This is a genomic window from Oscillibacter sp. (genome assembly GCF_040505565.1).
GTDB lineage: Bacteria > Bacillota > Clostridia > Oscillospirales > Oscillospiraceae > Oscillibacter.
Genome location: NZ_JBEUWZ010000011.1, coordinates 1 through 20,714 on the forward strand (window position 1 = coordinate 1; position 20,714 = coordinate 20,714).

At 50.9% G+C, this 20,714-nt stretch carries 22 protein-coding genes, 1 pseudogene and 1 CRISPR repeat array; of the genes and pseudogenes, 9 read left to right on the forward strand and 14 right to left on the reverse strand.

Features of this window, described 5'->3' with window-relative positions; genetic code table 11:
- Positions 1-43: 43 nt before the first annotated feature.
- A CRISPR array of direct repeats spans positions 44-1,215; the repeat unit is 33 nt; unit sequence GTCGTCCCTCTCGCGAGGGACGTGGATTGAAAT.
- Between the two features lie 402 nt (positions 1,216-1,617).
- The 4 genes and pseudogenes from ABWQ15_RS04910 to ABWQ15_RS04925 all read right to left on the reverse strand — a co-directional run.
- Positions 1,618-1,740, reverse strand: a pseudogene (locus ABWQ15_RS04910) (sigma factor-like helix-turn-helix DNA-binding protein); the annotation flags it as partial.
- A gap of 424 nt (positions 1,741-2,164) precedes the next feature.
- A complete protein-coding gene (locus tag ABWQ15_RS04915) occupies positions 2,165-3,793 on the reverse strand; it encodes a recombinase family protein (protein WP_353907714.1) in 1,629 nt (542 codons plus the stop codon).
- A gap of 192 nt (positions 3,794-3,985) precedes the next feature.
- Positions 3,986-4,141, reverse strand: a complete 156-nt coding sequence (locus tag ABWQ15_RS04920; RefSeq protein WP_353907715.1) for a hypothetical protein — start codon at positions 4,139-4,141, stop codon at positions 3,986-3,988.
- 11 nt (positions 4,142-4,152) lie between these two features.
- Entirely contained in the window at positions 4,153-4,539 is a 387-nt protein-coding gene (locus ABWQ15_RS04925) for a recombinase family protein (protein ID WP_353907716.1), read from the reverse strand.
- Between the two features lie 876 nt (positions 4,540-5,415).
- Here ABWQ15_RS04925 and ABWQ15_RS04935 point away from each other — a divergent pair.
- The 9 genes from ABWQ15_RS04935 (at position 5,416) to ABWQ15_RS04975 (ending at position 10,670) form a co-directional block, all read left to right on the forward strand.
- Positions 5,416-5,691: a DUF5320 domain-containing protein gene (locus tag ABWQ15_RS04935; protein WP_353907717.1), complete on the forward strand. Its 276-nt coding sequence runs from the start codon at positions 5,416-5,418 to the stop codon at positions 5,689-5,691.
- Positions 5,692-5,751: 60 nt separating this feature from the next.
- Entirely contained in the window at positions 5,752-6,156 is a 405-nt protein-coding gene (locus ABWQ15_RS04940) for a DUF134 domain-containing protein (RefSeq protein ID WP_353907718.1), read from the forward strand.
- A complete protein-coding gene (locus tag ABWQ15_RS04945) occupies positions 6,131-6,496 on the forward strand; it encodes a NifB/NifX family molybdenum-iron cluster-binding protein (protein ID WP_353907719.1) in 366 nt (121 codons plus the stop codon). Before ABWQ15_RS04940 ends, ABWQ15_RS04945 begins: the two co-directional genes overlap by 26 nt.
- The gene (locus tag ABWQ15_RS04950; protein ID WP_353907720.1) at positions 6,486-7,367 is read left to right on the forward strand and encodes a nucleotide-binding protein; all 882 of its coding nucleotides are present in this window, start codon (positions 6,486-6,488) and stop codon (positions 7,365-7,367) included. The genes ABWQ15_RS04945 and ABWQ15_RS04950 overlap by 11 nt, the downstream gene beginning before the upstream one ends.
- Positions 7,339-8,256: an ATP-binding protein gene (locus ABWQ15_RS04955; RefSeq protein ID WP_353907721.1), complete on the forward strand. Its 918-nt coding sequence runs from the start codon at positions 7,339-7,341 to the stop codon at positions 8,254-8,256. The genes ABWQ15_RS04950 and ABWQ15_RS04955 overlap by 29 nt, the downstream gene beginning before the upstream one ends.
- Positions 8,213-9,043 carry an MBL fold metallo-hydrolase gene (locus ABWQ15_RS04960; RefSeq protein ID WP_353907722.1) on the forward strand — a complete coding sequence of 277 codons (831 nt, stop codon included), beginning with the start codon at positions 8,213-8,215 and terminating at the stop codon, positions 9,041-9,043. The genes ABWQ15_RS04955 and ABWQ15_RS04960 overlap by 44 nt, the downstream gene beginning before the upstream one ends.
- A gap of 12 nt (positions 9,044-9,055) precedes the next feature.
- Positions 9,056-9,892: a P-loop NTPase gene (locus ABWQ15_RS04965; protein WP_353907723.1), complete on the forward strand. Its 837-nt coding sequence runs from the start codon at positions 9,056-9,058 to the stop codon at positions 9,890-9,892.
- 24 nt (positions 9,893-9,916) lie between these two features.
- Positions 9,917-10,249 (forward strand): CGGC domain-containing protein, encoded by a 333-nt coding sequence (locus tag ABWQ15_RS04970; protein WP_275717858.1) that lies wholly within the window; start codon positions 9,917-9,919, stop codon positions 10,247-10,249.
- A gap of 61 nt (positions 10,250-10,310) precedes the next feature.
- Positions 10,311-10,670: a NifB/NifX family molybdenum-iron cluster-binding protein gene (locus tag ABWQ15_RS04975; RefSeq protein ID WP_353907830.1), complete on the forward strand. Its 360-nt coding sequence runs from the start codon at positions 10,311-10,313 to the stop codon at positions 10,668-10,670.
- Between the two features lie 75 nt (positions 10,671-10,745).
- Here ABWQ15_RS04975 and ABWQ15_RS04980 read toward each other — a convergent pair whose 3' ends face one another.
- From ABWQ15_RS04980 to ABWQ15_RS05025, 10 genes are all read right to left on the reverse strand, one after another.
- Positions 10,746-11,045, reverse strand: a complete 300-nt coding sequence (locus ABWQ15_RS04980; RefSeq protein ID WP_353907724.1) for a hypothetical protein — start codon at positions 11,043-11,045, stop codon at positions 10,746-10,748.
- 21 nt (positions 11,046-11,066) lie between these two features.
- Complete coding sequence (locus ABWQ15_RS04985) at positions 11,067-13,247, reverse strand: DEAD/DEAH box helicase (protein ID WP_353907725.1); 2,181 nt, start codon at positions 13,245-13,247, stop codon at positions 11,067-11,069.
- Positions 13,244-14,581 (reverse strand): ATP-binding protein, encoded by a 1,338-nt coding sequence (locus ABWQ15_RS04990; RefSeq protein WP_353907726.1) that lies wholly within the window; start codon positions 14,579-14,581, stop codon positions 13,244-13,246. Before ABWQ15_RS04990 ends, ABWQ15_RS04985 begins: the two co-directional genes overlap by 4 nt.
- 13 nt (positions 14,582-14,594) lie before the next feature.
- Complete coding sequence (locus ABWQ15_RS04995) at positions 14,595-16,580, reverse strand: TerB N-terminal domain-containing protein (protein WP_353907727.1); 1,986 nt, start codon at positions 16,578-16,580, stop codon at positions 14,595-14,597.
- Positions 16,561-16,806, reverse strand: coding sequence for a helix-turn-helix domain-containing protein (locus tag ABWQ15_RS05000; RefSeq protein WP_187035190.1), 246 nt, complete (start codon positions 16,804-16,806; stop codon positions 16,561-16,563). The genes ABWQ15_RS04995 and ABWQ15_RS05000 overlap by 20 nt, the downstream gene beginning before the upstream one ends.
- 187 nt (positions 16,807-16,993) lie before the next feature.
- Complete coding sequence (locus ABWQ15_RS05005; protein WP_353907728.1) at positions 16,994-17,206, reverse strand: sigma factor-like helix-turn-helix DNA-binding protein; 213 nt, start codon at positions 17,204-17,206, stop codon at positions 16,994-16,996.
- The gene (locus ABWQ15_RS05010) at positions 17,179-17,442 is read right to left on the reverse strand and encodes a hypothetical protein (protein WP_353907729.1); all 264 of its coding nucleotides are present in this window, start codon (positions 17,440-17,442) and stop codon (positions 17,179-17,181) included. The genes ABWQ15_RS05005 and ABWQ15_RS05010 overlap by 28 nt, the downstream gene beginning before the upstream one ends.
- Positions 17,443-17,993: 551 nt before the next feature.
- On the reverse strand, positions 17,994-19,379 hold the full coding sequence (locus ABWQ15_RS05015) for an MATE family efflux transporter (RefSeq protein WP_353907730.1): 1,386 nt from the start codon (positions 19,377-19,379) through the stop codon (positions 17,994-17,996).
- Positions 19,380-19,408: 29 nt separating this feature from the next.
- Positions 19,409-19,861, reverse strand: a complete 453-nt coding sequence (locus ABWQ15_RS05020; RefSeq protein ID WP_353907731.1) for a MarR family winged helix-turn-helix transcriptional regulator — start codon at positions 19,859-19,861, stop codon at positions 19,409-19,411.
- A 364-nt stretch (positions 19,862-20,225) separates the two neighbouring features.
- Positions 20,226-20,675, reverse strand: coding sequence for an RNA polymerase sigma factor (locus ABWQ15_RS05025; protein WP_353907732.1), 450 nt, complete (start codon positions 20,673-20,675; stop codon positions 20,226-20,228).
- Positions 20,676-20,714 lie beyond the last annotated feature (39 nt).

The following is a 20,714-nucleotide window of genomic DNA, read 5'->3' on the forward strand; positions in this document are numbered from 1 at the left end:
GGATTGAAATGCCATAAGTCAAGCCGCCGTTTCCCGCGCTTGTGTCGTCCCTCTCACGAGGGACGTGGATTGAAATACCTCTGGTTGAATATGGCGTTACCGAATCAGAGTCGTCCCTCTCGCGAGGGACGTGGATTGAAATAACTCAGCAATCAAGGCTTCAAGCTGACCGTTTGGTCGTCCCTCTCGCGAGGGACGTGGATTGAAATATCCAAACTTTTTGCTTCATGAAGAAGCAGATAGTCGTCCCTCTCGCGAGGGACGTGGATTGAAATCCCGTCTTCCTCCCCGATCTCTGCAAAATCTCCGTCGTCCCTCTCGCGAGGGACGTGGATTGAAATATGTTGGCTTTCAGGACCTGCGCCGAGTAGTTCTGTCGTCCCTCTCGCGAGGGACGTGGATTGAAATAAGAAGTACAACATCCCAAAGGCCCAGCTTGTGATGTCGTCCCTCTCGCGAGGGACGTGGATTGAAATTTATCTTTCTTTAATTGCTGTTGCTGGCCTGTTGTCGTCCCTCTCGCGAGGGACGTGGATTGAAATTCACTGATAACCTGCGTTGCCGTAGCCGGTGCTCGTCGTCCCTCTCGCGAGGGACGTGGATTGAAATTGGCTGAAATGAGCGGCATTGATCCTGATAGCCTGTCGTCCCTCTCGCGAGGGACGTGGATTGAAATGATTTTATCCTGCAAAACCAAATGGGTATGTTCTGTCGTCCCTCTCGCGAGGGACGTGGATTGAAATGCAGCATACCGTACCGGCGGAGCTGAACGTAACGTCGTCCCTCTCGCGAGGGACGTGGATTGAAATCCTCTCGGGTGGACAGACTTAAATGCCTTGGAAACGTCGTCCCTCTCGCGAGGGACGTGGATTGAAATAAGCAATAGTAAGCCGTCAGGCTCCAACCATCTTGTCGTCCCTCTCGCGAGGGACGTGGATTGAAATAACTATGAGAAAAACGAGTCTTGCGCGTGGTACCGCCGTCGTCCCTCTCGCGAGGGACGTGGATTGAAATCCTTAACAGTTTTTGCTACCGTAATTCCTCCGCCGAGTCGTCCCTCTCGCGAGGGACGTGGATTGAAATACTCTTTGAGAGTGACATAGAGCATGCATAGCGGTCGTCCCTCTCGCGAGGGACGTGGATTGAAATTCCCGTGTAGCCACTGCGGTCGTGATCCGATGCGTCGTCCCTCTCGCGAGGGACGTGGATTTCCATGTCTCGGAACGGCTCCACATACAGGCACGCGCTGGCCGGCAGGGCCGCCACGAAGAAGTACGCTTTCTGTCCCTCGCCGTATGACAGCGTCAGTCCGGCCCAGTCTGTTTCCAGCCGTTCGCCGGCTTTGTGTTGCTTACGCATATAAACGTCGTTCTGCTTCCGAAAATCCCGGTACCACTGGCAAAACTGTGTGTACATGAGCCCGTCCGGGTGGGCTGTCTTGTACTCCTCCCAAAGCAGCGTCACGCCCTTGCGCTGCATTTCGCGGTAAATATTCTTCAGGTCCGGCTCGGAATGTTTTTCTTTGCCGGTCCCGTCCTTTGGCGGATACAGGACCGAGCCCAACTGCTTTGCCGTCATCTCAACCGGATATGTGATGTCAGCCACTTTCGCCTTCGACAGAGTACTGGACACTGTCCCAAGCGAGCAGCCCGTTGCCGCGGCGATCTCCCGCTGGCTCAGCCCGAGCTCATCATGTAGTCTGAGTATCTCTTTTGTCCTTTCCACGTCCGTCCTCCTCATTGCCGTGCCTCCCGGTATTTCTATAACGAGAGTTTAATTCCTCCGACTTCTCGCGGCAAGTCTCCCGGCGCGGTGTTCAAGTGTTGCCGAATATGCAATGATCGTCAACTGTCTGATCAAGCGGATAGACGTATACCGAAATTAGAAGCTACATATCGACTTCAACATTGACTTTGAACAATTCAGTCTCGGCATGGATATTATTTCGATTGCCGCATAAAGCAAAAACTCGTTTCTTTTCAGAAACGAGTTTTCATTGCACTCTCTTGAATGATGGTGGAGAATAGCGGGATCGAACCGCTGACCTCTTGACTGCCAGTCAAGCGCTCTCCCGAAGTATCGGGTATGCACCACCACAAAACCCAACCCCACTTATATGGATATATTTACTCAGCTGTAGAGAGTTTATTTGAATCGTAGCGTTTTACGACGCCACCGCAGGGCGCGATTCCTTATCGTCGCTGATGCTATCAAGACCATTTAAAAACTGCTGCACATTTAGGTTCAGCTCAATATCCAGTTTATAGCCTTTGAATACGTTAACCCTCTTGATGATGTAGTTCGCAATCATCTTCTTGACTTCCATATCGCTGTCATCGAAAATCTCCGACCACGTGCGGATGCGAGAAAGCTCAGACTTCATTTCGCTGACCCTTGCATTGCCACGTTCCAACTCAGTTGTTAACGCAGTCAACCGTTCGCTGGTGGCTATGACCTTATCGCGGCACTCATTTACAACCTCGGTCAGAACATCTTTGGGCATATTGCTTTTTCCAAGAACAACTTTCACCATTTCGGCTTTTATAGATTCATACTCCGTGGTTGCTTTGCTGCTCTCGGCTTTGGCCCTTTTAACTTCTGTCCGCAGTTCAGCCATGCGGCGATCTTCTGTGCTCCCGAGAATCACGTTGTCAGAAGCGGAAGACATGCGGTCGAAAATCTGATGCAGTACCTGAGTTACTGCATCATCAAGAATATGCATAGTATAACCGGTTTGACCATCGCAGTCAAGGCGGCGCCGCGTCTTGTTATAGCAGACGTAGCGAATGCGCTTGACGCCCTTTCTTTCACCGTTTGCAAGCTTGACCACTTTCCCATTGGTGGTTAGAACCAGGCGCCCTCCGCAATGCCCACAGAATACGTTTCCGGAAAGAAGCGATTGACCCGCAGTATTCAGCGGAGCTGTCCTTTCCTGATTTTTTTCATTTGTGCGTTCAGCCATAAGCTTCTGCGCGAGATCAAAAGTGCTTGGATCAATGATTTGGAGTTCCTGAAAAGGGTCGGAGTAAGTCGATCCGCTGCGAAGAATGCCTTTATACATTACGTTGTGAAGAATTGCGCCTACAGAAGCATCGTGCCAGTTGGTTCCGTTACGGGTTTTGATGCTTTTATCGTTAAGGAACATGGCAAGCCGCCAGCGACCATACCCGGCCGATACGCATAGATTGAACATCATGCGTACAACTTCAGCTTCTTCCTCATCAATGACCAGCTTGTTGACCTCGTGTTTGCGCTTGTTTAGAATACCGCTTTTCTCAAGGTGATAGCCATATGGGGCTGTACCACCGCGGAAGCGCCCCTCCTGAACCATCTGTCCAAGAGCAGTCTTGGTTCTTATGGAGGTTTTCTGGCTTTCTCCGTCGGCCTGCCAGAATCGGATATAGTTTGTTAAGCGATCCGTATGGGACTCAAAGCGTTGTTCACCCTCGTTAACGCTCCATACCCGGATGCCCTTTTTAACAAACCATTCCACAACAAAAGGCGTTTCGTCAGATTTTCTGCCGAGTCTGTCAAACATAAATACCAGCAGGATATCAAATTTACCTTTTTCCGCATGCTCTTTAATAAGTTGAAGTTTATCGCGATCCGCTGCGCTGACCTTATATCCGGAAACGCCGGTTTCCTGTTCCTCACGAACGATGGTCCAACCCATACGCTCTGCGAATTCACGGCATGATTTCCTCTGCATAGGGATATCAGCCTGATTCTGCTCATCGTGGTCTACCTGTTTGGCAGTAGAAACTCTGTATAAACAATAAACTCTTTCAGCCATTTTGTATCCGTCCTCTCATATAATTGGTGTTTTGTGTGAGAGACCGGACACTTGATATATTCAATTGTCAAGGAGCAGTTGGCTTTTTCGCCAACGACATTATCTCACACAAAGCAGGAGAAAGCTATATAAATAGCTGGGTTTTTCGCATATTAGCATTAGAAAAAACCGCCTTTAAGTTATGTTTTGAAATTACGCAGTCCTAATTACATAAGCATTTATCAATGCCTTTTTTATAAAGTCAGCTGCTTCTCTGTTCGGCTCCGGAGCAAAAAGCAATGTGACAGGTATCCCGTTTATTTGGACTTTTATGGATTCTGTTTTTTTATCCTGCTGAGTTATTTTCATAGCGAAGCCTCCTATTCCACGTCCAGGGTAAACCCATGGACCGCATCAATATCTTTGGACATTCTGATTTCACCTTCTAATGGCGAATAGAGCCTTATATCCAACTGCTTCAGCTTACGGAGAAAATCCAGCGTTTGAGCCGAGTCTTTCCTGAGACGAGTCGGTTGTTTTACCAGCAAGGCGTTCATTTTCCCTTGCTCGGCGGCATGCTGGACTTCAATAAGGCCTGGACGATCATATTTCAGGCCGCTTCCCAAATCTTCGGAACAACCGACAACGATGAGACCCAACTGTTCCGCATAGCCATAGAGTTCCTTCTGTTGGCCCTTCAGCATACCATGGGCATCCTCCGGCGCGTCAATGCGGCAATACAGCCATGCTCTTTTTTTCTGTTCCATTTATATTTTACCTCCGTTCTTTGTTAATGCGGTTTGATCTCACAAGGACGCGGCAGGGCATTTGTCCTGCCGCGCAGTTTCTAAGATCAAAAAATCTGCTTGTTCTTCATTTCAATGCTTCTATTCGGCACTGCTTCCCGAAGCTAGGGCGGCAACATAAACGGTTTGCCGGTTAAGCAAACGCCATAGGGATTTCACCTCTCCGTGGTTCTCACCGAGCCGTCCCCATTGCTTGAGTCTGTGGCTGGACGGAAGTAGCGTTAGCACTGTCCGTTTCATTGCGAAACAGCCCACCACGGGCTGCTTTATAACCGGGCCTTGCCGCTCGTCGCCTTCGATGCCATCGGTTTGACGGATGTCTGTCACCCATCCGCAGGTAGTCTTGGCGCGCCCGTCATTGTCGCTGCCGCTCATCACGGCCGGACAGATCATGTATTTATGTTGCCGGATATAAAATTTTCAAGGAACAACGAGGGAATAGAAAAACCCCCTCACTTACTTACCCGTTGAGCGAGGGGGTTGAGCGGAAAAATTTTTACTTTTCCATAAGTTTTTTTAATTTCGCCAGGATTTTTATCTTCCGGTCATGAATGGTCCGCTGCGGAACGCCGGTTACTCTGGACACCTGATGCTCACTTCTATCATTGAAAAACAGAGCAGTACTATGCCTTTTCAGGGCTTGTGCATATCACACGCATTCAACGCGTGGTTTTTACTGTTATTCTTTTTACACTTCTCCATACAAGCGTAATGTGCATTGCATGAATTCTGCCGCCCGCTTCAAAATTTTCGTGTTTATTGTTGACATATGCCCGAAACTGGTTATAATAGTATTCGTAAGCGACATATGTCCGAAACTACAAGGAGGTGAACAAAATGCCAGGAAGAAACGGAACCGGTCCTATGGGTGCCGGTGAAATGACCGGAAGAGGACTTGGCTTCTGCTCCGGGGCTGAAAATCTCGCCCGAGGCGCCAGACTCGGCCTTGGGCTCGGTATGGCCTGCGGGAGAGGCTTTGGCCGCGGCTTTCGGAGGTTTTCTGCTAATAATGAGGAAATGACGGCGAATCATCGCAAAGAACTTCTTCAGTTGCAGAAGAACACGCTAAAGAACCGTCTTGCGGACATTGACAGGCAGCTGGAAAGTCTGTAAGGCAAGCAGAAACAACCGGGGGACGCTCCGGTCATTTCTGCTTTGAAACGAGGTGAAACGATGCCAAGACCAAGAAAGTGGAGAAAGGTCTGCTGCCTCCCTGAAAGCAGCCGGTTTGGTCCGTTGGACGTTCCGTCGAACGATACCGTTATTATGACGGTCGATGAATTTGAGTCTATACGGCTGATTGATGTGGACGGATTTACGCAGGAGCAATGCGCGGTGCAGATGGATATTTCCCGCACCACGGTGCAGGGAATTTACGACAGCGCTCGAAAAAAGCTGGCGCAATCGCTGGTGAACGGCAAGGTGCTGTTGATCGAGGGCGGCGAATATCGCCTTTGCGATGGGCAGGGGCACGGCTGCGGCGGAGCCGGATGCCGTCGTCACCGGTGCGGCAGGCACTTTGAAAATATGGAAAACGAAACGGAGGACACTCATGAAAATCACGATTCCCATGAATGAGCAGAAGCTGGAATCCGGTGTATGTCCGTCTTTTGGACGCGCGCCGTATTTCCTGCTCTATGATACAAATACGAATGAGAGCAAATGGCTCCCCAACAGCGCGGCGGAAAGCTCCGGCGGGGCGGGGATTGCTGCGGCTCAGCTTCTGGCGGACAGCGGCGCGGATACTTTAATCACGCCCCGGTGCGGGGAAAACGCGGAAAAGGTACTAAGCAGCGCAAATATAAAAGTTTACCGCTCCGTGGACGGAACGGCGAAGAAAAATATTGATGCACTGATTGAGGGAAAGCTTTCGCCGCTTTCGGAGTTCCACGCGGGCTTTCACGGTCATGGCGGATAAGCCTCTGACCGTCGCGGTGCTCAGCGGCAAGGGCGGTACGGGAAAAACACTGGTGTCGGTCAATCTCGCGGCAGCAGCCGGTGAAGCGGTGTATCTGGACTGCGACGTAGAGGAACCTAACGGCCACTTGTTTTTCAAACCTGAGAAGCCAGAGGAAGAAACCGTTGCGGTCAAAATCCCCCAAATTGATACGGAGTTTTGCACCGGATGTCGTAAATGCGTGGAATTCTGCGCGTTTCACGCGCTGGCCTTTGTGGGAGGTCATCCGATCCTGTTTGACGAGGTATGCCATTCCTGCGGCGGGTGCGCCCTGCTCTGTCCCGCCGGGGCGATCCGGGAGATGGACAAGGCGGTGGGAACGGTTTCCTCTGGCAGATCGGGCCATGTAGACGTGTTTACCGGGCGGCTGAACATTGGGGAAGCCTCCGGCATTCCGGTAATTAAGCGCCTGCTGGGGAAAATTCCAAGCGGCGGAGAAAGCCCTGTTTTCATCGACTGCCCGCCCGGCAGCGCCTGCGCCGTGATGGAGAGTATCCGAGATGCGGACTTCTGTGTTCTGGTGGCGGAGCCAACCGTGTTCGGCGCGCACAATCTGGCGATGGTTTATGAGCTGGTGACGTTGTTTCATAAGCCCTTCGGTGCGGTGCTGAACAAATGTCAGGAAGGCGAAAATCCTTCGGAGGCATTCTGTCTGGGGCATCAGATCCCCATTCTCGGGCGCATTCCGTTTGATCCCGAGCTGGGCGCGCTGAACTCGGAGGGCAAAATTGCCGCGCGGGAAAACCAACGGTACCGGAAACTCTTTGGCTCCCTGCTGGAGCGGATCGGAAAGGAGGCACGGCATGAAGCAACTTCTGATTCTCAGCGGTAAGGGAGGCACGGGGAAAACCACCGTCGCCGGGGCATTCATTTATCTTTCAAAAGCAAAAGCCTATGCCGACTGCGATGTGGACGCGCCGAACCTGCATCTGATTTCCCATTGGAGCAGTGCCCCCCAGCGATCCGACTACTTTGGAATGCCCAAAGCCCGTATTAATACCGCCAAATGTATCGGCTGCGGCGAGTGCCTTTCACATTGCCGTTTTGACGCGATCAAAGCCGGAACCCCGTTTCGGGTGAAACCCTTTGCTTGCGAGGGCTGCGGGGTCTGCGCGGCGGTCTGTCCGGCAGGCGCTGTTTTCATGGAGCCTGCCATAGCGGGAGAACTGGCACTGTACAGGGGTGATATGCATGTTTTCTCTACGGCAAAGCTAAGTATGGGCAGCGGCACCTCGGGAAAGCTGGTAACTGAGGTGAAGCGCCGGATGGGTTCTGCCGCCGAAGACGTGGAGCTGGCGGTGATCGACGGTTCCCCCGGCATCGGCTGCCCGGTGATCGCCTCCATCAGCGGCGTAGACATGGTGCTAATCGTGGCGGAGCCGTCCCTCTCCGGCATCAGCGACATGGAACGCATTGTGAAAACGGCGGAAACCTTCCGGACAAAAACGGCGGTTTGTGTCAACAAGGCCGATGTCAATCCTGCCAAGACGGGAGAAATCCGGGCGTTTTGCCGCGAGAGAAACCTCCCGTTCGCTGGCACAATTCCTTTCGATGCAGAGGCGATAAAAGCGATCAACAGGGGCAAAAACATCGCGGAGCTGGACATTCCCTCCGGCCGGGCGGTGAGAAGTGTCTATGAAAAAGTGATGGAACTGCTTTGGAAGGAGGCGAAACAGCATGATCATCAAAGTGCTGTCGGAGAACACGGCGGCATCGGATGAATTCGGATGTGAGCATGGTTTAAGTCTGTATGTGGAAACGGGAAAGCACCGTCTGCTGTTTGATACCGGAGCCAGCGACCTGTTTGCGAAAAATGCTGCCCGGCTGGGCGTGGAGCTTTCGGCGGTGGACACTGCCGTTTTATCACACGGGCACTATGACCACGGCGGGGGGCTGAAAACCTTCCTGGATAAAAGCAGCCGTGCCAAGGTGTACGCGCGGGAGCAGGCCTTTGAGCCGCATTATGCTGACCGACCGGACGGAAACAAGGCATATATCGGCCTTGACACGACGCTCCTGCCCAATGAACGTTTCGTGTTCTGCGGGCAGCGTCAGAAGATCGACGAGGAATTGGAGCTGTTCTCGGTGGTTCGGGAGGTAACGCCCGCCCCCTCCGGCAATGCGGAGCTGTACCGGAAAGCGGGTGAAGCATTTTTGCCGGACGATTTTTCCCATGAACACAATCTCGTGATCTGGCAAAACGGGCGCGCGCTTCTGATTGCAGGATGCGCCCATCGTGGGATTCTCAATATTGTCCGGCAGTTTGAATCGGATCACGGGCGCTTTCCCGACATTGTGGTCGGCGGTTTTCATCTTCACAGCCGCGGTTCCGGGAAAAGCGAAGCACCGGAGTCTGTGGACGCATTGGCGCGGGAGCTTCTGCAAACCGGCGCGCGGTACTACACCTGTCACTGTACCGGTCGGGAGGCTTATCTGCGGCTAAAGGCTGTGATGGGGAATCAGATCGGCTACTTATCGGCAGGAAGCCGATTGGAAATTAATCTGTAAGAGGTGAAGAATATGAGTGAAAATTGTGACAACAACTGCGGAAACTGCGGCGAGGACTGCGCTGACCGCAAGGAAGAAAAGCATGATTTTCGGGCGGCGCTTAATGAGCTGAGCCATGTCGAAAAAGTAATCGGCATTGTCAGCGGAAAGGGCGGCGTCGGAAAATCCTCGGTCAGCGCGATGCTGGCGGTCACCATGCAGCGGCTGGGATACCGGGTAGGCGTACTGGACGCGGACGTGACAGGGCCGTCTATTCCCAAAGCCTTTGGCATCCGTGGAAAAGCCGAGGGAAGCGATTTAGGGCTGTACCCCAGGCAGAGCAAAACCGGCATTGCAATTATGTCCGTCAATCTGCTTTTGGATAACGACACCGATCCGGTAATCTGGCGCGGCCCGATTCTCGGCAATACCGTGAAACAGTTCTGGACAGATGTGATTTGGGGCGATTTGGATTTTCTCTTTATTGATATGCCGCCCGGAACCGGCGACGTTCCCCTGACGGTTTTCCAGTCCATCCCCGTGGACGGCATTGTTATCGTAACCTCGCCGCAGGAGCTGGTGTCCATGATCGTCTCCAAAGCGCTGAAAATGGCGGAGATGATGAAAATTCCCGTGCTGGGGCTGGTAGAAAACATGTCCTATTTCCGGTGCCCGGATAACGGAAAGGACTACCATATTTTCGGTGAAAGTCATGTTGACGAGATTGCCGAAAAGCACAGCCTGAAAGTGCTGGCAAAGCTGCCAATCGACCCGAAAATCTCTGCCGCCTGTGACGCCGGAATGATCGAGCTGTTTGACGGAAGCTGGTTTGACGCCGCTGGCGAGCTGCTGGCCAGTATTTTAAAATGAGCCGTTTGAGAAAGGAGGTATCGTATGAAACTTGGAATCATCAGATGCATGCAAACTGAGGACTTTTGCCCCGGAACGACAGATTTTAAGTTTATTCGGGAAAAGAAAGGTGCATTTGAGAACACAGAAGAGGAACTTGAAATCATCGGCTTTATCAATTGTGGAGGATGTCCCGGAAAAAAAGCCGTTTTACGTGCACGGGAACTCGTAAAACGGGGTGCCGATACAATTGTGTTTGCCTCATGCATTCAGCGCGGCAACCCAATTGGCTATCCCTGCCCTTTCGCAAAAAAGATGAAAGATCTGATCCAAAAAGATCTACCTGAATCTATAAGGTATTTCGATTATACCCATTAGTATTTACAGAAGCGTTAAGACTTTACAATTATCTAAATTAAATGAATCGGAGGAAAAAATGATGATGAGAATTGCAGTTGCCGCCGAAGGCAAGAATGTGACGGAGCATTTCGGTCACTGTGTTAACTTTATGCTGTATGATGTGGAGAACAACAAGATTACGAAAGAGGAATCTGTGGACAATCCCGGCCACAAGCCAGGATTTCTCCCCAACTTCCTTGCGGATAAGGGCGTGAAGGTCATTATCAGCGGCGGCATGGGACAGGGCGCGGTGGATATTTTCAACGAACGGGATGTCGAGGTCGTGACCGGTGCTTCCGGCGACGCGAGGACGGCGGCGGAGCGCTACCTGAAGGGCGAGCTGAAATCCACCGGCAGCGTATGCCATGAGCACCAGCACCATGACGAGTGCGGCGAGTAAAAAGCCATAATCAATTTCTTATAAAATGAGAAGCAGCACCAGTACTGCTTCTCATTTTTGACTTTATGGCCAGTCCTAATATGTATCGTTTCCTTCATCAGTGGCATTACTGATCTGACCTTCCAATTTATAAAGATCAGTACGTGCGAAGCTGCTCAATCTTTCCTTGTCTGCCACTTTCCCTGACGCGTGTTTTGTCGACGAGATTAAGTCACCAAAAACACAATTTAAATATCCTCCATATCCGCTGGAGGAACGTAAAAACTCCAGCCGCTTTGTAAACGGTTCCGCCTGCTTTTTTGTGTCAGCGCTTAAGGCACATTCCACCAGGCGTGAAACTTCATCATAGGTATTCTGAGTAATTGCCGTTTTCATATTGTTTTTATCACCTCGGCACTAACTGCAGGTTTCCACATCTTTCAAAACATCAGTTGCCGACTCTATATCCAGCTCGTTATGCAAAAAAGCGATGCGAAGCAGTTCTCCCGGAATCATGGCGTCATATTTATCCACATGTGGTATTTGATCCTCCGGCAAAACCATGTCCGGGTCGTCCATGTCAATGCACAGTTCCGCCATTCTCCGGAACAATTCGGTTTCGGAAAAGCCGCTTGTGATCTGCAGGTAATGGTCGCCCCCAAAAACGGAATAGATCTGAAGCGGCTCCTTGAGTCCGCAACTGAGCAGACACTTGATGGTTTTCATTGTCTTTGAGCCAACCCATGGGCAAAAGAAGAAGGAATTTTCCCCGCACGGGAGGATGCTGTTTTCCAGCATGCCGGACTTTCTTGCCAGAGAGCGGGCGGCTTCCAGAACCTTTTGCGCCCTGGGTGTCAGGTACGGATAACAGACGTCTTCTTCCAGAGCTTTTTTCATTCTCTGAATGATCTTGGTATGGATATGCCCTCCGCTTCCGTTCCAGCTGGGAATCCGGTTGTTTCTCACCGGAGCGACATATACGATTTTCCGCTCCATATCGACATCAAGCGTTTTCCATGTTCGTCCGGCCAAAACGAAAACCTCTCCAGCCGTCGGGCAGGTGTCCAGAGTGCCGATTTCTCCTTCCTTGCTTTGCACATGGTAAGCCTGTTCATCCTGAAAAACAGCGTAGAATGAATAATGGTTGGTAATCCGCTCGCCACGGATACCTACGATAATTGCCCCGTTTTCCACACGCTGCAGGTAATCCTCAGCGATCATATAGCGAAGAATCAGCCTGTATTCATCTTGTGTGATCGTCTTCCGGAAGGCGGGAAGAAGCAGGCAGCTCCGTGCCAGTTCCGGTGGGCTGAGCTCTCCGTAGGTCATCAGAGTGCTCAGCGTCTGATGCGCAAGAAGGCTGAACGGCTTCGGCTTCAGGGTGAACGGCTCCACCCAGCTTTCCTCGAGGTAAAGTTGAATGATGGCAATCGCCCGCAGAAGCGTCCAGGGCAGCTGTTCAAAAGCATTCCGCTCCGACGCCTCCAGCAGCTCCAAAAACATCATCTGCGATTTTCCGCTGCGCCGTCCGGAACGTCCCAGACGCTGGACAAAGCTGGTGCAGGAGTAAGGCGCGCCGATCTGTATGGTGGAATCCAAATCACCGATGTCGATGCCCAGCTCCAGCGTCAGCGTGGCTGCGGCGACGGTCGGGCCTTCCCGGTCGCGCAGGGCGGCTTCCGCTTCCTGCCGCAGCGCGGCGGAAACGCTGCCGTGATGTACAAAGAAAATGTCTTTTTCCTGCCTTTTGCGCGCGATCTCTTTCATGTCGGCGATGACCTTTTCGGCGCTGCCCCTGCTGTTTGTGAAGATCAGGCACTTTTTGTCATGGCAATTATCATAGAGAAAAGAATTGTATTCCACCATGACCTTTTCCGCTTCTTCCGGGTCGTGAGGCAGAAGAAAGCTGTCGGCACAGAGGGAGATCGTGCGTCCATGATGACGGATACCAACGGCCTGTGCATGGCGGTTCGTCCCAGCCGCCAGATACCGAAGCGCGGGTTCATAGTCGTTCAGCGTAGCGGACAGGCCGATGCGTCTCGGACGGCAACCCGCGATTTTCTCCAGTCTGGCCAGCAGGCACAACACCTGCAGTCCACGATCCGTCCCCATGAAGGCATGAATCTCATCAATGACAACAAACCGCAGATCCCCGAAAAGGCGGGCCGCCTCCGCCGAACGAAGCATGAGCAGGGCTTCCAGCGATTCCGGCGTAATCTGCAAAACGCCCTGTGCTTCTTTCAGTGCGTGCTGCTTCATGGACTGCGAAACATCCCCGTGCCACGGCCAAACAGGGATACCGCTGTCCTCCAACAGACCGCTCAGCCGTTCGAACTGATCGTTGATCAGGGCCTTCAGCGGCCCGATGTACAAAACGCCAACGGAGTTCGACGGGTGATGGTACAGAGTGGTCAGGATGGGGAAAAAAGCGGCTTCCGTCTTGCCCGACGCCGTGCCGGAAGCGATGATGACGTGATCGTCTGTGTCAAGGATTGCGGAGCAGGCCTCCATCTGCACCTCGCGCAGGTCTGTCCAGCGTTTCCGGTAGATGTATTCCTGAATAAACGGCGCGTAGCGCTCAAACGCTGTCCCGCTCATATGTCAAATTCCGCGAAGAGCTCATCCTCTTTGTCCGGCACTTCCTCCGGGTTTTGCTCAGCGCTCTGGACAGAAAAGCCCTTCTCATTCACCAAAGTATCGAAGCTCAGCTCCGGATTCTGATGGAGGATATTCAAAAGGCCGAGAAAGTCCCTTGTCACCTCACGGGGCGTCAGGAGCTGATCCGCTCCCATACGGGAAACGACCGCATTCAGAAACGTGGTAAGCTCCCGCTGCCCAAGCGGGCAGGTATAATTGTAATGGCAGCTGTGAAGCTCGCAAAGGCGTTCCAGCAGAAGATAGATTTCCTCGGGGGTCAGCTGGTTGAGCTTGATCACCGGTCCGGAATAATCGGTATAGCCGCTTGCACTGAACTGATTGTCCGCCAGGCGGGAACGCAGTGCTTCATAATTGAACAAGCCTCTGCGTTCGTCATAGACAAACTGCGGCGTTCCGCTCATGAAAACGCCAATGTACCGAGCTTTGCCTTGCATGGTGTCGTTGAAGATCGTCAGGATCTTTTCATAGTTGCTGTCTCTGGCCTGCTTATTGGTAATCTTATAGAGGTTGACGCCCTCGTCCAGAAAGACGAGCAGTCCCTGATAGCCCGCCTTTACCGCGAACAGTGCGAACAGCTTCAGAAAATCATACCAGCTCTGGTCGTCGATGATGCAGTCCACCGAAAGGTTCTGCCGCGCTTCCGTTTTTGTTGTGTACTCGCCTCTCAGCCAGCGGAGCGCCGACTGCTTCTGTTCCTCCTGCCCGGTTTTCATTGCGCGCCAGTAGGCTTCGATCACCGTGGAAAAAGCAAAGCCATAGGCCATTTCGGAAAGCTCCGCCATGACCGCCGCGATTTTGCCGCTGACGGCGTCAACCATTCCCGGATCGCCGGGATGCAAGCCGCTTTCCTGAATGACGGTCGCCTGCAGAGAACTGATCCATTTCTGCAGAATTGCCTCCAGAGCCCCGCCCTCCGGCCGGGTCAGAATCGAAAGATGTTGCATCAGCTCCCGGTAGGTTGCAAGGCCCTGTCCCTTCGTGCCGGTCAGTCTGCGTTCCGGGGAAAGGTCCGCGTCCACGACAACGAAATTCCGTTCCATGGCGTTATTGCGGATCATCTGCAGCAGGAAGCTTTTGCCGCTGCCGTACTGGCCGGTCACAAGGCGGAAAGACGCGCCGCCGTCTTCAATGGTGGATAAATCCTGTAAAAAAGCGCCTACCTCTTTCTGCCGTCCGACAGCGATGTGCCGAAGCCCGACGCGCGGCACGACTCCGGCAATCAGAGAATTGAGAAGCGCGCCGGATTCCCGGCGGCTGATCTTTACGGTCTGCATGATAACGTTCCCCCTAAGCAATTGATTTTTTCAAAGCCGGCGCGTATTCGTCCAGAATATGCGGCGATTCCTCGGCGGTATCAATCAGAATATCCCCCAGATATTGCATGGCCGCCGCATTAATGTCGTCCAGAAGAATCTGCGGCATGGTCAGCGCTTCCTCTGCGATTTTTTCCAGTTCCGGCTGCGAGTCAACGGACGCGGTCACAGCGAATAGAGCCTTTTCCTGCTCCGGCGAGAGCGCTTCCATAAAGTCACGGAATTCTTCCGGCAGGAGAGATTCATCAAAGCGTTTTGTCCGGGCCTCCTCCGCCGGTATCGCAGGCGGATTTTCATAAATATAGGCAAGCTCGTCCTGGTAATCGTCCTCTGCGATAATATCGGCATTTTCCACGGCCAGAAGCGCACGCCCCAGATACCGTTCCGACTGCCGGTTGATCTCCTGAATCAGAGTTTCGTCCCCCGGCTGGGAAGGAGCCTCCCAAGCGCTTTTCTGCAAGCGATCCAGAAGACCGCGCGACTCAGGCGACAGTGCCAGATAAATCGAGGAGACCTCTTTCACATCGGTCAGCAAAGCCTTTTCTGCTTTGCCTTTCGGTTCTTCCACAGAAAGCGCTTCCCGCACGGCGTCCGATTCTTCCCGCAGCGTGTTAATGTTTTCAAAATTGAGAACCACCTTTGCGGGCTTTTCCTCTGACAAATCGGTTCTCTGCCGATTGCCATACTCTTTTGCCAGGAAACTGTCGATTAGTTTTGAGGTTTCCGGGTCCAGCGTAATCCCGCGAAGACGGCCCCGGCATCCACACAAACCCCTCAGCGAGTTTTCGCCGTAGCGAACCAGCTCGTTGATGTAAGCGCGCAGCTTTGGATAAGCGGAATAGCCCTTGACCGTGAAGGCTATTTTTTGATTCGCCTGGGGGCATACTGCGCTTGCAAACGCATAGTATTCCTGCTTTTTTGCTCGGGTCGGACCATAGGTATCCAGGATGCCCTTTCCCGTCTTCTTTTGAAGAGCGGCGTCGGCAAGAGCCACAACCCGAGGGATAGCCTCCCGCATCAGTTCCTGATTGCCGTCTTTATAGAACTTGCTGCTGACGATGGAATAGTCGCACAGCGCGTCGATGATGGGAAAAGAGAGCTTCAATGGAACCTCGGACGCATGTTGGGCAATCATCAGATCCGTTTTAGCCGAAGGCGAGGCGTGAGGGTTCTCCTTTTCCGAAAGCGAAATGTCCGTGAGTTCGTACTGTTGTGCAAAGTCAAAGGTCCAATCTGCCAGATAACGGTCCAGCGCGGGGAATCTTTCCCGGTAAGCGTTCCAAACCCGCATGAGCTTTTCATAGCCGTCCCGCGGGGTTTCCCATCCGGTTCCGCTGAGCAGTTCATAAATCAGCACGAAAATGTACGACAGATCCGTGTCAATGTAATTTCCCTGGCGGATCTGGGAACGCCAGTAGAAATACCACGCCTGTTGGCCTTTGTTCATACTGTCGTAAGTCGGCCAATAAGACATGAAGGGAACAAAGGGAACTGCTTTCCCGTCCTTCTGGGTAAGCCTTTTCATATCCGCAAAGAACTTCTCATGCGGATCATGGATTGAAACCCGAACTGTGGGAGCGGAATACTGCGGCCTTGCGGGAACAGCCTGTTTTTTCTCCGGCTCCCCCGGGAGCACCATGTCGGAAAAGCCGGGGGCCGTCGGTGATGGGGAATGGATATTGGCCTTTTCTTGCGGACTGGCGGAAGACACCCCGGCCGAAGCCATCCGCTTTCTGATGCTCCTGTAAGCAAAAATATACTGAACGATCCCGACAATCCAAAGGAACGGCGCTGTGGATGGGACCGCGAAGGTTACAACCGCATAAACAATCCCGCAGATAATATGCAGTGCGTTAGTATTCACGATGCCGATATAAAGCACGGAAAGCCAATTGATCCAGGGAATAAAGGAGAGCACCCTGCAGAACTTTCCGGGCAGCTTAGGAGCTGTGCTTTTCATTCTCGGATTCCTCCTTTTCTGTGGATACTGGCTTGACCTCCATGATATCGGACACATCGCAATTTAACGCGTTGCAGATTTTCACGAGAATATCCGTATTGACATTTTCGCTTTTCCCCAGCTTGGCAAGCGAGGAGGGGCTGATACCGGCCGAAACACACAGATCCTTCTTTTTTATATCACGGTCGATAAGCAGTTTCCACAGCTTTTTATAGCTAACAGACATAGGCACCCTCCTAAATTTGGATATTCGTATTATACAACGTTAGTGTCGAATTCTCAAATAAATTTAGGAGAAATCAAAGAAAAATCCGAGATGATGTCACAAATCCGCATATACATGAGCCTGTGGAATTGAGAAGTTGGCCCCCTCACCTATTTCCACGTTGAGCACGGGGCCAGCAGAAAAATTTTTACTTTTCCATAAGTTTTTTTAACTTCGCCAGGATCTTTATCTTCCGGTCATGAATGGTCCGCTGCGGAATACTAGCTTCTCTGGACACCTGATGCTCACTTTTGCCTTTGAAAAACAGAGCAGTGATCAATTCCTGTTCCTCCGTGCTGAGTTGCTTGAGGCAGATCAGCATTTTTTCGATCATCACGGTCTTGATTGCGGCATCATCCACACCCTCGCCAGCGGCGACAAACTGATTGTTTTCCTCCAAAAGCCGTTCATAAGAGTCCTCCCGGCTGGGGAGATATGTAAAGTTCCGCTGGTGGAATCGATTCGGTGCCGTTCGACCTTGATGTCATACTGCAGGTACTCCATCTGGCGGTCGTTTTTCTCCAAAACGTCGATGATCCCTTTGCTCACATCGAGATATTTTGCTTGATAATCCGTTATTTTCTGATATTTTGCCATAGTGTCTGTCATCCATCTCGTGATTGTTGAAATCTGAAAATGAAAAATAAGCGACGGAACTCGGCAGCATGATATAACTGCAAGCAAAAAAACAGGAACGTACTTGTGAGCACGGTTGCCCACAGGTTCGCCCCTGTAAGTTATTTCATTTTTACCTGCTCTGATAGTTCGTGCTGCTGCCCGCGCTGTTTCCTTGAAAAGCACAGGTTTTTTTGACGAGCTACCGGTTAGAAAAGCGGTGTGTAGCGGATTGTGATCCGTTGCATCACGCTCGACCGCTACTTAATAGCGGTCGCCTGAAATTCATGGTAAATTGAGCAGACATAGAAACCCTCCAGACTGGTGAGCTTGAAGGGTTACGGTATTGCTTATTCAGGCATGAAGATAGACCCGCCAAACTCACGCTTTTTTGTAGCGCTTTTTTTAATTTGATCGAAACAAACGAATTGCGCCGCGTGAAAAAACACCATCTAATAGCTGTATATCTCCCTTGGCAATGATCAGCCCAAGTCCAGTTCCTTTTTCAGTATTGAAGGTCGGCATAATTCATCTCAATTGTCGTGCGGGCCTTCATCCAACTTTTTTATCGCTTTTCTGAATTCTTTCGCAAACACAATACCAGTACAGATCACCGCAGCAGTATCTGAAATCGGTTCGGCAAGATACACGGCTACTGTCTTATCAGGTAGCAGCATGGGGAGAAGATAGATGAGTGGGACCAACATGATAAATTTTCGGAATACTGCTACGAAAATTGAAGTCTTGGCATTCCCGAGGGAGATAAAGGTCATCTGGCAGGCTATCTGAACGCCCATAATAAACATGGCACCGGCGTAGATACGTAATGCACTTTTAGTATACGCCACCATTGCGGTATCATTTGTAAATAATGAGGCAAAAACCTGCGGAAATATCTGCACGGCAACCCACAGCAATACGGAATAGGTACAGCAACAGATCAAAAGCAGTCGAAAGGTCTGCTTGACACGAGCTGAATTGTGAGCACCAAAGTTGTAGCTGGAGATCGGCTGAGCACCTTGCGCAAAACCCTGCATCGGCAGCATGGCAAACTGCATCACAGTGCTCAGAATCGTCATGGCACCCACGGCAATATCTCCGCCATATTTCAGCAAGGAGGAATTGAAGCAGATAGAAATGATGCTTTCGCTTGCCTGCATTATAAACGGAGCTGCACCCAGTGCTACGCAGGACAGAAGGACATTGTCAAATCTGATATTTTTCATCCGGAGCTTGATGCTGCTTTTCGGGGAAGTGAGAAAATGAATTACCCACACGCAACTGATTCCTTGAGATATGATTGTCGCCAGAGCTGCTCCGCGCACCCCCATGTTCATGCCGAAGATCATGATTGGGTCAAGGATAATATTACAGATTGCCCCGATCAAAACCGTGTACATGCTTACTTTTGCATAACCCTGCGCCGTGATAAATGCATTCATGCCCAAGGTTAATTGTACAAAGACGGTACCAATCGCATAGATGTTCATGTACTGGGATGCATAGCCGATGGTGTTTTCACTGGCCCCAAACATTAAAAGCAAGGGTCGGTTCCAAATTAGCAGGGCTGCGGTAAGCACAGCGGAGATTACAAGCTGCAAGGCAACACAGCTGCCCATAATGTGCTCGGCTCCCTCGTCGTTTTTTTTGCCCATCTCAATGGAAGCATTGGGCGCTCCTCCCATCGCAACCAGCATGGCGAAAGCCGACACGATGATAATGAGCGGTGTGCACACGCCCAGACCGGTAAGCGCCAACCCGCCAACCTCTGGCATATGGCCGATGTAGATACGATCCACAATGTTGTATAGAACATTGATCAGTTGGGCAAGAATTGCTGGTACAGAAAGGCGAAACATAAGCGGCCTGATTGGTTCTGTACCGAGAAAACTCTTATCTTCATTATGTGCCTTTTCCATAATTGTCCTCCGTTTCTTTTGTCTTTCCATCAGTCCGTTGATTCTTTCGGCTTCACGTTGTAGAAGCGGTGGACATTATCAATGATTCGATCAAAAGAGTCGAAGAACTGCCTTTTCTCATCTTCCGAAAACCCGTCACCGATCTTTTTCATGAATTCTTCCTGTTGTTCTTGCCCATAACGGACTACCTCGTCGGCCTTTGGAGTAATAAACAAACAAATCCGCTTTCTATTCGCCGAGTCTACTTTTTTGCAAATGTACCCTTTTTTATAAAGCTCGTCTGTCGCCAGTGAGACGTGAGATTTGGATATTTTTCGTACAGATACAATATCGGCAGCCGTATTAAGGCCGCCGTTGTTTGCAAGAAACAACATAACATCTACTTCTATTGCCGAGAGAGAATATTTGCTCATAACTTTTCTGCGGTGAAAATTATAGGCGCTTTCAACTTCTTTGAGCATGTTCCAAAAATTGTTTTTCATATGTAATTACCTCACGCACCTTAGTGTTCGATTTTGAACATGTAAAATTATAGTTCAAAATCGAACGGTTGTCAAGACGAAAATCTGATAGGGCATGTTTTAAAATGCTTATTCGATAGGGTTATCTTAGATGGTGAGCATAAAAAAATAATTACTTTTTCCTTAATGAAAAAAGTAATTTCCCAATCAAACCAGCAAACGTTTTGACCCCACGTCATGTTCAGGTGTTCCTCGGAGTTGTGCCGCACTCGCCACGTTCTACATTACCATACGAACAATACTAATTGTCATTGTTCCTATTTTACTATCACCTCCAAAGGATAGCTCCCCCTCGCCTTTATGCAGCGAGGGGGAGCCGAGAGCTTCATTCATTCATGAGTCTTTTTAATTTCGCCAAGATTTTTATCTTTCGGTCGTGAATGGTCCGCTGTGGAACACCAGTTTCTCTGGACACCTGATGCTCGCTTTTATTATCAAAAAACAGAGCGGTAATCAACTTCTGTTTTTCCGGGCTGAGACGCTTGAGGCAGGTTAGCATTTTTTCGATCATCACGGCCTTAATCGCGGCATCGTCTACATCTTCTTCAGCAGAGGGAAACTGTTTGTTTTCCTCCAGAAGCCGTTCGTAGGAATCCTCCCGGCTGGGGAGATAAGTAATAGTTCTGCTGACAGGATTGATCCGGCATCGCTCGACTTTGATGTCATACTGCAGGTATTCCATCTGACGGTCGCTTTTTTCTAAAATCTCAATAATTTCTTTGCTCACGCCGGGATACTTCTCTTGGTAATTTGTCTTTTTCTGATACTTCGCCATAGGGCTTGTCCTCCATTTCGTGATTGTTGAGATCCGGAA

Excerpts from the sequence above, each read along its gene's own strand:
- ABWQ15_RS04915 (WP_353907714.1), bottom strand. The coding sequence starts at position 3,793 with ATGGCTGAAAGAGTTTATTGTTTATACAGAGTTTCTACTGCCAAACAG.
- ABWQ15_RS04920 (WP_353907715.1), bottom strand. The coding sequence starts at position 4,141 with ATGAAAATAACTCAGCAGGATAAAAAAACAGAATCCATAAAAGTCCAA.
- ABWQ15_RS04925 (WP_353907716.1), bottom strand. The coding sequence starts at position 4,539 with ATGGAACAGAAAAAAAGAGCATGGCTGTATTGCCGCATTGACGCGCCG.
- ABWQ15_RS04935 (WP_353907717.1), top strand. The coding sequence starts at position 5,416 with ATGCCAGGAAGAAACGGAACCGGTCCTATGGGTGCCGGTGAAATGACC.
- ABWQ15_RS04940 (WP_353907718.1), top strand. The coding sequence starts at position 5,752 with ATGCCAAGACCAAGAAAGTGGAGAAAGGTCTGCTGCCTCCCTGAAAGC.
- ABWQ15_RS04945 (WP_353907719.1), top strand. The coding sequence starts at position 6,131 with ATGAAAATCACGATTCCCATGAATGAGCAGAAGCTGGAATCCGGTGTA.
- ABWQ15_RS04950 (WP_353907720.1), top strand. The coding sequence starts at position 6,486 with ATGGCGGATAAGCCTCTGACCGTCGCGGTGCTCAGCGGCAAGGGCGGT.
- ABWQ15_RS04955 (WP_353907721.1), top strand. The coding sequence starts at position 7,339 with ATGAAGCAACTTCTGATTCTCAGCGGTAAGGGAGGCACGGGGAAAACC.
- ABWQ15_RS04960 (WP_353907722.1), top strand. The coding sequence starts at position 8,213 with ATGATCATCAAAGTGCTGTCGGAGAACACGGCGGCATCGGATGAATTC.
- ABWQ15_RS04965 (WP_353907723.1), top strand. The coding sequence starts at position 9,056 with ATGAGTGAAAATTGTGACAACAACTGCGGAAACTGCGGCGAGGACTGC.
- ABWQ15_RS04970 (WP_275717858.1), top strand. The coding sequence starts at position 9,917 with ATGAAACTTGGAATCATCAGATGCATGCAAACTGAGGACTTTTGCCCC.
- ABWQ15_RS04975 (WP_353907830.1), top strand. The coding sequence starts at position 10,311 with ATGATGAGAATTGCAGTTGCCGCCGAAGGCAAGAATGTGACGGAGCAT.
- ABWQ15_RS04980 (WP_353907724.1), bottom strand. The coding sequence starts at position 11,045 with ATGAAAACGGCAATTACTCAGAATACCTATGATGAAGTTTCACGCCTG.
- ABWQ15_RS04985 (WP_353907725.1), bottom strand. The coding sequence starts at position 13,247 with ATGAGCGGGACAGCGTTTGAGCGCTACGCGCCGTTTATTCAGGAATAC.
- ABWQ15_RS04990 (WP_353907726.1), bottom strand. The coding sequence starts at position 14,581 with ATGCAGACCGTAAAGATCAGCCGCCGGGAATCCGGCGCGCTTCTCAAT.
- ABWQ15_RS04995 (WP_353907727.1), bottom strand. The coding sequence starts at position 16,580 with ATGAAAAGCACAGCTCCTAAGCTGCCCGGAAAGTTCTGCAGGGTGCTC.
- ABWQ15_RS05000 (WP_187035190.1), bottom strand. The coding sequence starts at position 16,806 with ATGTCTGTTAGCTATAAAAAGCTGTGGAAACTGCTTATCGACCGTGAT.
- ABWQ15_RS05010 (WP_353907729.1), bottom strand. The coding sequence starts at position 17,442 with ATGGCAAAATATCAGAAAATAACGGATTATCAAGCAAAATATCTCGAT.
- ABWQ15_RS05015 (WP_353907730.1), bottom strand. The coding sequence starts at position 19,379 with ATGGAAAAGGCACATAATGAAGATAAGAGTTTTCTCGGTACAGAACCA.
- ABWQ15_RS05020 (WP_353907731.1), bottom strand. The coding sequence starts at position 19,861 with ATGAAAAACAATTTTTGGAACATGCTCAAAGAAGTTGAAAGCGCCTAT.
- ABWQ15_RS05025 (WP_353907732.1), bottom strand. The coding sequence starts at position 20,675 with ATGGCGAAGTATCAGAAAAAGACAAATTACCAAGAGAAGTATCCCGGC.